Annotated in this window: 8 protein-coding genes; 4 read left to right on the forward strand and 4 right to left on the reverse strand. The window is 73.3% G+C overall.

Annotation, left to right across the window (positions count from 1 at the left end; translation table 11 throughout):
• Positions 1-389 precede the first annotated feature (389 nt).
• From SZ60_RS13955 to SZ60_RS13970, 4 genes are all read right to left on the reverse strand, one after another.
• Positions 390-1,349: a helix-turn-helix domain-containing protein gene (locus SZ60_RS13955; protein WP_052505426.1), complete on the reverse strand. Its 960-nt coding sequence runs from the start codon at positions 1,347-1,349 to the stop codon at positions 390-392.
• 85 nt (positions 1,350-1,434) lie between these two features.
• The gene (locus tag SZ60_RS13960; RefSeq protein ID WP_043596883.1) at positions 1,435-1,893 is read right to left on the reverse strand and encodes a hypothetical protein; all 459 of its coding nucleotides are present in this window, start codon (positions 1,891-1,893) and stop codon (positions 1,435-1,437) included.
• Between the two features lie 169 nt (positions 1,894-2,062).
• Positions 2,063-2,617 carry a TetR/AcrR family transcriptional regulator gene (locus SZ60_RS13965; protein ID WP_043596884.1) on the reverse strand — a complete coding sequence of 185 codons (555 nt, stop codon included), beginning with the start codon at positions 2,615-2,617 and terminating at the stop codon, positions 2,063-2,065.
• 2 nt (positions 2,618-2,619) lie between these two features.
• Positions 2,620-3,204 carry a sugar O-acetyltransferase gene (locus tag SZ60_RS13970; protein WP_043596885.1) on the reverse strand — a complete coding sequence of 195 codons (585 nt, stop codon included), beginning with the start codon at positions 3,202-3,204 and terminating at the stop codon, positions 2,620-2,622.
• 46 nt (positions 3,205-3,250) lie between these two features.
• On the opposite strand from SZ60_RS13970, the gene SZ60_RS13975 reads away from it, so the two are divergent.
• The 4 genes from SZ60_RS13975 to SZ60_RS13990 all read left to right on the forward strand — a co-directional run bounded on the left by SZ60_RS13975 (position 3,251) and on the right by SZ60_RS13990 (position 9,004).
• Positions 3,251-4,468, forward strand: a complete 1,218-nt coding sequence (locus SZ60_RS13975) for an MFS transporter (RefSeq protein ID WP_043596887.1) — start codon at positions 3,251-3,253, stop codon at positions 4,466-4,468.
• Between the two features lie 16 nt (positions 4,469-4,484).
• Entirely contained in the window at positions 4,485-5,882 is a 1,398-nt protein-coding gene (locus SZ60_RS13980) for an MFS transporter (protein WP_043596889.1), read from the forward strand.
• Between the two features lie 154 nt (positions 5,883-6,036).
• Entirely contained in the window at positions 6,037-6,543 is a 507-nt protein-coding gene (locus SZ60_RS13985; RefSeq protein WP_052505427.1) for a BLUF domain-containing protein, read from the forward strand.
• Between the two features lie 118 nt (positions 6,544-6,661).
• Positions 6,662-9,004 (forward strand): alpha-galactosidase, encoded by a 2,343-nt coding sequence (locus tag SZ60_RS13990; RefSeq protein WP_043596891.1) that lies wholly within the window; start codon positions 6,662-6,664, stop codon positions 9,002-9,004.
• Positions 9,005-9,079: the final 75 nt, after the last annotated feature.

The following is a 9,079-nucleotide window of genomic DNA, read 5'->3' on the forward strand; positions in this document are numbered from 1 at the left end:
GCTGACGCGACCCGCCGCGCACCGTCGGGCACAACCCGCGATCCGCGACCCGCGCGCCGTCGGGCGCGACCCGCGTCGGGTGGCGACCCGCGCCTCCTGGGGGCTGCCCCGCGTCGCGCGCACGCCGCCGGGTGATGGGCACAGCGCCAGGACATGGTCACAGCGCCAGGAGGTGGTCACGGCGCCAGGCTTTCTCGTGGTGCGGTGTCCACCTCCTGGCGTGGTGGGTGGGGGCTGGTCGTGCCGCACCGCACCACGCCACGAAATGAACATCCCGCCACGCGATGTCGTGGCGGGATGTCGACTTCGTGGCGGCGTGCCCGGGTGGCGGGACAGCCGAGGAGGCGCGGCGTGGCCAGCTCGCGCCGGCGCGGCCGACCGCGCGGGGGTCAGCGCTGCAGCGTCGCGCTGGGGTACTCGCCGAAGCGCTCGACGTACGACGCCGTGAAGCGGCTCAGGTGCGTGAAGCCCCAGCGCTGCGCGACGGCGCCGACGGTAGCCTCGCCCGGGGCGAGCTCGATCAGCTCGGCCCGCACGTGGTCGAGACGGATGGTGCGCAGGTACTCGGTGGGCGTCACGCCGAGCTGTCGGCTGAAGGCCTGCTGCAGCCCGCGCGGCGTGAGGTGGACGGACTCGGCCAGCTGGGTCATGTTGACCGGCAGGTGCGAGTGCGTGTGCAGGTACTCGACGGCCTCGCGGAGGCGGGCGTTGCGCGGCACGAGCAGCGCGGGCGGCAGATCGATCGACCGGTGCGAGAACGTGTCGAGCAGGGCGAACGCCGACTCGCGCTTGAGCTCGGACCGCAGCAGCTCGGTCGACTCGCCGCCGAGGATGGTCTTGGCCGCGTTGGTGATCGTGGCCTGCCAGCGACGTAGGTTCGCCAGGTCGGGCACGGCCGTGTGGTCGAACTGCAGCGGTCCGGCGAGGGCGCCCTCGTGCTCGGCGGCCATGCGTTCGAGGTACGCGGCGTCGAAGTGCACGAGGTTCTGGCGGTACTCGCGGACCTCGAACTCGAAGGCCTTGCCCGTCGGGAACATCAGCGGGCGGCCGATCTCGAACGCGGCCTCTTCGGCCCCGACGTCGACCCGGCCCTCGCCCGCGGTGATCCAGGCGACGACGTACTCGCGCTCGGGCTGGATCGCCCCGCGGATGTCGCCCAGGAACATCGCCGATCGCAGCGTCATGTCCTCGTCGCCGGCCGTCGTGTAGCGGTAGGCGAAGGTCTCTTGTCGGGTGTCAGTGCGGAACCCGGCGCCGTTGTAGGTGTCCTCGAACAGCGCGCGCGCCTGGTCCATGTCGCGGCCGCCCATCTCGGAACGCACCGGGGGCAGGGTCTGTTCGGGTTCCATCACAGTGATCTTGCCACGACCGAGCCCCTGAAAGAACGTCCTGACCGGGCGGAAGCCCCGAAGCGGGGGCGGAGGGGCGTGGGGCTCACGCGCCCGTCGGGCTCGTCGCCGGGCCGAGGGCCTTCGTGAAGGCGGCCTTGAGCACGGCCTTGAAGCCGGAGGGCAGGCGCGTGCGGTGCAGCACGTCGGCCTCGACGACGAGAGCGAAGAACGTCTCGCCCTCGACGAGCCACCAGGCCCGCACCGTGTCGGTCGAGAACACGGCCTCGCCGTCGGGCTCGTCGGGGCTCTCGACGATGACGCGGTCCTCGTAGAGGGCCACCGCACCGTGTTCGCCGTTCATGGACGCCGAGCACTCGAAGACGAGGTCGGGGTCGAGAGGAGGCGCGAAGTCACCGAAGAACAGGTCGGCAGCCGGCGTGCGGGCCGCGTCGCCGATCTCGCCGAAGTCGCTGGCGACGTTGAAGTCGCCGAACGCGGTGTCGGGGGCCGTCGAGGTGTCGGGGCCGGGTACGCGGCGCGACGTGTCGCTCTCTGCGTCCACTGGTTTCTCGACTCTCGTCCTGATCCGGTGCGTACCTTCTCACCGCCGTGCACCTTCTGCACCGGTTCCATTAGAGCGCCTAGCTACTGTGGATCGCATCCCAGGGGTCGCCACAGTTCGGTTTGTGGCCATGCCCGGCCTCGAACGCAGGAGGCGCGGGTCGCGACGGTCAGGACACCCGGGTGATGCGCTCCACGGCCTCGCGGGTCAGGGCGCGACTCGGCGGGGACGGGTCGAGGGCGCGGTGGATCGAGATCCCCTCGATCAGGGCGTCGACCTGGCGGGCGGTGTCCGGGTCGAAGTGGCGCTCGAGCTCGACCCGGCTGCGCCGCATCCACTCGCGGGTGATCTCGCGGAACCGCGGCTCGCGCGCGGCCAGCGTGTAGAGCTCGTAGCTGAGCACCTGGTCGCGGACCGCGGCAGGGCCGGTCAGGTCGTCGTGGACCAGGGCGACCACCGCCTCCTTGGCCTCGTCGCGGGTGGTCGCGGCGCCGAGCCGCCCCTCGAAGCGCACGATGATCGTCTCGGCGAAGCGGGAGAACGCCTCGTGCAGCAGCTCGTCCATGCCGTCGAAGTGGTAGGTCATCGAACCGAGGGGCACGTCGGCACGCGCCGCGATCCTGCGGTGCGAGGCGCCGGCGACGCCGACCTCGGCCACGACGTCGAGCGTCACGTCGATCAGGCGGTCACGACGGTCGGGCTCGGTGCGGCGGGCGGTCCCCATGACTAGATGCTCCTCACCACGCGGGCCGGGTTGCCGACCGCGACCACGTTCGCCGGGACGTCCTTCGTCACCACCGCCCCGGCACCGATCACGCTGTTCTCGCCGATCGTCACCCCGGGCAGCACGATCGCGCCGCCGCCGAGCCAGACGTTGTCGCCGATCGTGATCGGCTTCGCGGCTTCGAGCTTCTCGCGACGGGGCTGCGGCTCGACCGGGTGCGTCGGCGTCAGCAGCTGCACGTTCGGGCCGATCTGACAGTCGGCCCCGATCGTGATCGGGGCCACGTCGAGCGCGGTCAGGCCGTAGTTGACGAACGTGCCGGCCCCGATGGTGATGGAGCTGCCGTAGTCGACGTACACCGGCGGCCGGACGTGGGCCGTCTCGTGCAGGCTGCCGAACAGCTCGCGCGCGACGGCCTGCGCGGCGTCGACGTCGTCGGCGAAGGCCGCGGCGAAGCGCGCCTGCAAGCTGATCGCCCGCTGCTGCCGCGCCGCGATCTCGGGGTCGTCCGCGATGTAGAGGTCGCCCGCGAGCATCCGCTCGTGGTTCGTGCGCGGGTCGCCGGCGAAGTGGTCGGTGGTGGTCATGCACGACACCCTAGACGACGAGCGTACGAACGTACACACTGGACGCATGACGAACCGACCGCCGTTCAGCCCCGAGCTCGCCCGACGCCGGGCGGCGGTGTTCGTGTTCATGGCGGTCGTCGGCGTCTCGCTCGCCTCGTGGGTCGTGCGGACCCCGGCCATCCGCGACCTGCTGCAGGCGTCGACGGGCGAGATGGGCCTCGTCATCTTCGGCCTGTCGATCGGGTCCATGGGCGGCATCCTGTCCTCGGCGCCGATCGTGCGACGCCACGGGGCCCACCGCGCGGTCGCGATCGGCGGCAGCTCGCTGGTCGCCGGCGTGGCCCTCGTCGGCCTGGCGGCGTCGCTCTCGATCACCCCCGGCGTCTTCGTCGGCCTCGCCCTGGTCGGCGCAGGAGTCGGCCTGGCCGAGATCGCCGTCAACATCGAGGGCGCGGCCATCGAGACCGCCTCGGGCCGGTCGGTGCTGCCCGTGCTGCACGGCTGCTTCAGCCTCGGCACGATGGCGGGGGCCGGCCTCGGCATCCTGCTCACCGCGACGCACGTGCCCGTCCAGTGGCACCTGCTCGGGGTCGCGCTCGCGGGCGGCGCCGCCCTGGTCTGGGCGGTGCCGATCGTGCCGCGGACGACCGGACGCTCCGACGAGCGGGCCGAGCGCGCCTCCGGGGTGCGGGCCCGGCTCGCCGGGTCGCTCGCCGTCTGGCGCGACCGCCGGCTCGTGCTGCTCGGCCTGATCGTGCTGGCGCTCGCCCTGGCCGAGGGGTCCGCCAACGACTGGCTGCCGCTGCTCTTCGTCGACGGGCACGGGGTCTCGGCGACCGCCGGCACGGTCGTCTTCACGGCGTTCGCGGCGGCGATGACGGTCGGCCGCTTCCTCGGCGAACCGCTGCTCGCCCGCTTCGGGCACGCCACCGTGCTGCGCGCCAGCGCACTGGTCTCGGCGGTCGGCATCGCCCTCGTCGTCTTCTCGGACTCGGTCGTCGTCGCGGGCGTCGCCGTCGTGCTCTGGGGCCTGGGTGCCGCCCTGGGCTTCCCGGTGACCGTCTCGGCCGCAGCCGACAGCGACGACCCGACGACGGCGGTCGGAGCCGTCGCGACGATGGCCTACGTGGCGTTCCTGGTCGGGCCGCCGCTGCTCGGTTTCGTCGGCGAGCACGTGGGCCTGCGCAGCGCGATGATCGTCGTGCTGGTGGTGGTCGCGGGTGCCTCGCTGATCACCTCCGCGGCGCGTCCCCGCGAGCGCTCCACCGCCGCCCGCCCTTAGTGTACGTTCGTACACCATGACGTCATCGACGACCTCTCCCGCGGCCCCGGCCCGCACCGTGCCGACACGCGAGGACCGCCGGGCCCGACTCGGCGTCGCCCTGCTCTTCTTCACCAACGGCGCACTCATCGCGAACCTCCTCCCCCGCTACCCGGCGATCAAGGACGGCCTCGAGTTGTCCAACGCCGACTTCGGCCTGGCGGTCGCGGCGATGCCGGTCGGCGCGCTCGTCGCGGGGCTCGGCGCCGGGTGGCTGATCCGCCGCCTCCGGTCGTCCCGGGTGGCCGTGGTCGGCACGGTCGTCACCGGGGTCGCCGTCCTGCTGGCCGGCATCGCCCCGGTCGGTGGGTTGCTCGCCGCGGGCTTCCTGCTCGCCGGTGCCCTCGACGCCATCGTGGACGTCTCGCAGAACTCGCACGGACTGCGCGTGCAGTACCGCTATCGCCGGTCGATCCTCAACTCGTTCCACGCGGTGTGGAGCATCGGGGCCGTCCTCGGCGGTCTCATGGGCGGGGCGGCCGCCGGACTCGGCATTCCGATCGTCTGGCACCTCGGGGCCTCGGCGCTGATCTTCGCCGTCGTCGCGCTCGTCGCGTACCCGCTGCTGCTCGCCGGGCCCGAACCGGCCGAGGGCACGGTCGAGACCGCCGACGCGGCGGTCCTGCCCGGCGACGACGTGACCGCGGGCACCGGGGCGGCGGCCGCACCCGTCGCGACGGGCTCCCCCGACGACGGAGCGCAGGAGGCGCGGGCCGGCTCGACCACCGGGGCGGGCTCCGTCGACGACGCGACCCGCGCCTCCTCGGCTCGTGACGGTCGCCGCGTCTCGCCCGGCTTCGTCGCGAAGTGGGGCGTGCTGCTCGCCCTGGTCGTGATCGCGTCGTCAGGAGCCGTCGTCGAGGACGCGGGCAGCACGTGGGCCGCGCTCTACCTGGGGTCGCTCGGAGCCGGCGTGACGGTCGCCGCCCTCGGGTTCGTCTCGCTGCAGGGGGCCCAGTTCGTCGGACGACTGCTGGGCGACGGCATGGTCGACCGCTTCGGACAGAAGGCCGTCGCCCGGGCCGGAGGCGTGTTCGTCGCGGTGGGCATGGGCGTCGCGCTGGCGTTCCCCTCGGTGATCGGCACGATCGTGGGCTTCGCGGCGGCGGGGTTCGGCGTCGCGACCCTGATCCCGGCGGCGATGCACGCGGCGGACAACCTGCCCGGGTTCCGGGCCGGCACGGGCCTGACGCTGGTGAGCTGGCTGCTCCGGCTGGGGTTCCTGGCGTCACCGCCCGTCGTCGGGTTCGTCGCGGACTCGGCCGGGCTGCGGTACGGACTGCTGCTCGTGCCCGTGGTGGGCGTGGCCGTGATCCTGCTCGGCGGGGTGCTCGAGGGGCGCCGGGCCCGGGGGTCGGCGCCGCGCGGCAGCTGATCCGGTCCGTACCGCTCCTCCCGCGTACCGAACCCGACCAGCCGAGCTCGACACGCCGCTCACGCACGGCGTGTCAGCGCCCAGAAGTGGGGAGTGCGGCGGGGCCGGACGGCGTGCAGAATCGGTCCAGCCCTGAGCCCGAGGAGGCCCGCCCGTGCTGTCCACCGTGTACGTCAGTCGATCGTCGTACCCCTTCACCGACGACGACCTGGCCAATCTGCTCATGACCAGCCGGTCGAACAACGCCCGCCTGGGCATCACCGGCATGCTGCTGCACCGCGAGGGCCGCTTCATCCAGGTGCTCGAGGGGCCCGAGGAGGCGGTCCGCGAGCGCCTCGCCGTGATCGCGCGCGACCCCCGGCACACGGCCGTGCACACCATCGTCGACGAACGCGTCGAGGACCGGCTGTTCCCCGCCTGGACCATGGGCTACCGCGCCGTCACGGACGACCTGGCCACGGTCCTCCCGGGCTACGCCGACGTCTTCGACTCCGGCTCCGGCACGGGCGCCGGCACGGCCTCCCTCGCGGGTGCGGGCGTCCGCGACGACTTCAGCAACCTGTCCCCGTCGTCGTCGCACAAGGTCCGCACCCTGCTGCGCTGGTTCCGCGACCAGCCGACCGACGTGACCGACGGTCTGTTCTCGCCCCGCGCCTCCTGATCGGGGCCCGCTGACCGGGGCCTCCTGACCCGCGGTCGGACCCCGCCGGGGTTGTGACGCCCGCGCGTCGTCGGAGATACTTTTCGGACGAAAGTATCTGCCGCCGTCTGGAGCATCCGTGTCGCACCCCACCCCGTCGCCCACCGTCGTCGCGCCGTCCCGGGCACCCGACGCGTTCGTCCACCTGAGCAGCGCCGGCGTCAGCCTGCTGCTCGACGTCACCGAAGCGCGCCTGCCGGCGGTCCTGCATTGGGGCGCCGCCCTCGGTCGGCCGACCCTCGACGACGTGCTGTCGCTCGCGGCCGCCGCGGTGCCGCCGTACGTCAACAACCTGATGGACGAACCGGTGCGACTGGCGATCCTGCCCGAGCACCACGCGGGCTGGTCGGGCAAGCCCGGGGTCGGCGGCCACCGCTCGGACGGCGCCGACTGGTCGCCACGGTTCACGGTCGACACGCTCGACGTGACGGGCGAGGCGGAGGCGACCCGCGCCTCCTCGGGTCCCGAGCTGGTCGACGCGGGAGCCGCCGTCGTCACGGTCGAGGCACACGACGACGTGGCCGGACTCGCGGTCGTGCTCGAGATCGAGCTGACGGCGAGCGGGCTCGTCCGCACCCGGGCCGAGCTGACGAACGTCGCCGGGCGACGCGGGGGCGGGCTGCGCGGGGGCGGGGGTGCCACCGGCGACGACCGGACGACGAGCACCGCCGCCGGGGCCGCGAGCACCGCGGCCGACGTCTACACGCTGACCGACCTGCACCTGGCCCTGCCGGTGCCGCCGCGAGCCCGCGAGATCCTCGACTTCGCGGGCCGCTGGGGCAAGGAGCGCACACCGCAACGCCGCGAGCTCGTCGTCGGCGTGCACGAGCGCGAGGGACGCAAGGGCCGCACCGGCCCCGACGCCGCCACCGTGCTGAGCGTCGGCGTGCCCGGGTTCGGCTTCGGGGCGGGCTCGGGCGAGGTCTGGGGTCTGCACGTCGGGTTCAGCGGCAACCACCGGCACTACGCCGAACGCCTGTCGACCGGAGCGCAGGTGCTGGGCGGCGGCGAGCTGCTGCTGCCGGGCGAGCTGCGGCTCGAGGTGGGCGAGTCGTACCGCAGCCCGTGGATCTTCGGCTCGTACGGCGACGGCCTCGACGACCAGGCCCGGCGGTTCCACCGGTGGCTGCGCTCCCGCGAGCAGCACCCGACCCGCCCGCGCCCGATGACGATCAACGTCTGGGAGGCCGTCTACTTCGACCACGACCTCGCCCGCCTGCGCGACCTGGCCGACCGGGCCGCCACCCTCGGCGTCGAGCGGTACGTGCTCGACGACGGCTGGTTCCGGGGACGACGCGACGACCACGCCGGCCTCGGCGACTGGGTGGTCGACGCCGACGTCTGGCCCGACGGCCTGTCACCGCTGATCGACCACGTCACGGGCCTCGGCATGGAGTTCGGCCTCTGGTTCGAGCCCGAGATGGTCAACGAGGACAGCGACCTCGCCCGCGAGCACCCCGAATGGCTGCTTCAGACCGGCGACCGGCTGCCCCCGCGGTCGCGCGACCAGCAGGTGCTGAACCTCGGCATCGCCGGGGCGTTCGAACACGTGCTCGGCCAGATGACGGCGATCCTCACCGAGTACGACATCGCCTACCTGAAGTGGGACCACAACCGCGACCTCGTCGACGCCGGCACCTGGCCGACCGGTGCCGCGGGCGTCCACGAGCAGACCCTCGCGGCGTACCGGCTGATGGACGAGCTCAAGGCGAGGTTCCCCGGGCTCGAGATCGAGTCGTGCTCGTCCGGCGGCGCCCGCGTCGACCTCGGCGTGCTCGAGCGCACCGACCGCGTCTGGGTCAGCGACTGCATCGACCCGCTCGACCGGCAGCAGATGAACCGCTGGACGATGCAGCTGCTGCCGCCCGAGCTGCTCGGCTCGCACATCGCCTCGGGCGTCAGCCACTCCACCGGCCGCTGGCACGAGCTGTCGTTCCGGGCCGGCACCGCCCTGTTCGGCCACCTCGGCATCGAGTGGGACCTCGCCCGGGCGACCGACGCCGAGAACCGTGACCTCGCCGCCTGGATCGCCCTCTACAAGGAGCACCGTCAGCTGATGCACACGGGCGACCTCGTGCGGGTCGACGAGGCCGACCCGTCGCTGCTGGTCTACGGCTCGGTCGCCGCCGACGCGAGCGAGGCCCTGTTCTTCCTCGCCTCCGTCGGACGGTCGGACGTCGCACCGCTCGGCCGCGTGCTGCTGCCCGGGCTCGACCCCGAGCGGCGGTACCGGGTGGCCCCCGTGACCGTGGGATCGCCGGACCACGGCCTGACGCCCCCGCCGTGGTGGGGCACGGCGGACGAGGGCGGCGCCTACCCCGGGGTCGAGCTCGACGGGCGCGCCCTGGCGGTCGCCGGGGTGCAGGCGCCGTCGTCGTTCCCCGAGCGCGTCGTGCTGCTGCGGGTCACCGCCGAGAGGTGAGGGCGGGCGGCTCTCGGTGCCGATGAACCCCGTTCCGTGCGATGAACCACGACGATGCGTGGTTCATCGCACGGA

This window comes from Frigoribacterium sp. MEB024 (assembly GCF_000878135.1).
Taxonomy (GTDB): domain Bacteria; phylum Actinomycetota; class Actinomycetes; order Actinomycetales; family Microbacteriaceae; genus Frigoribacterium.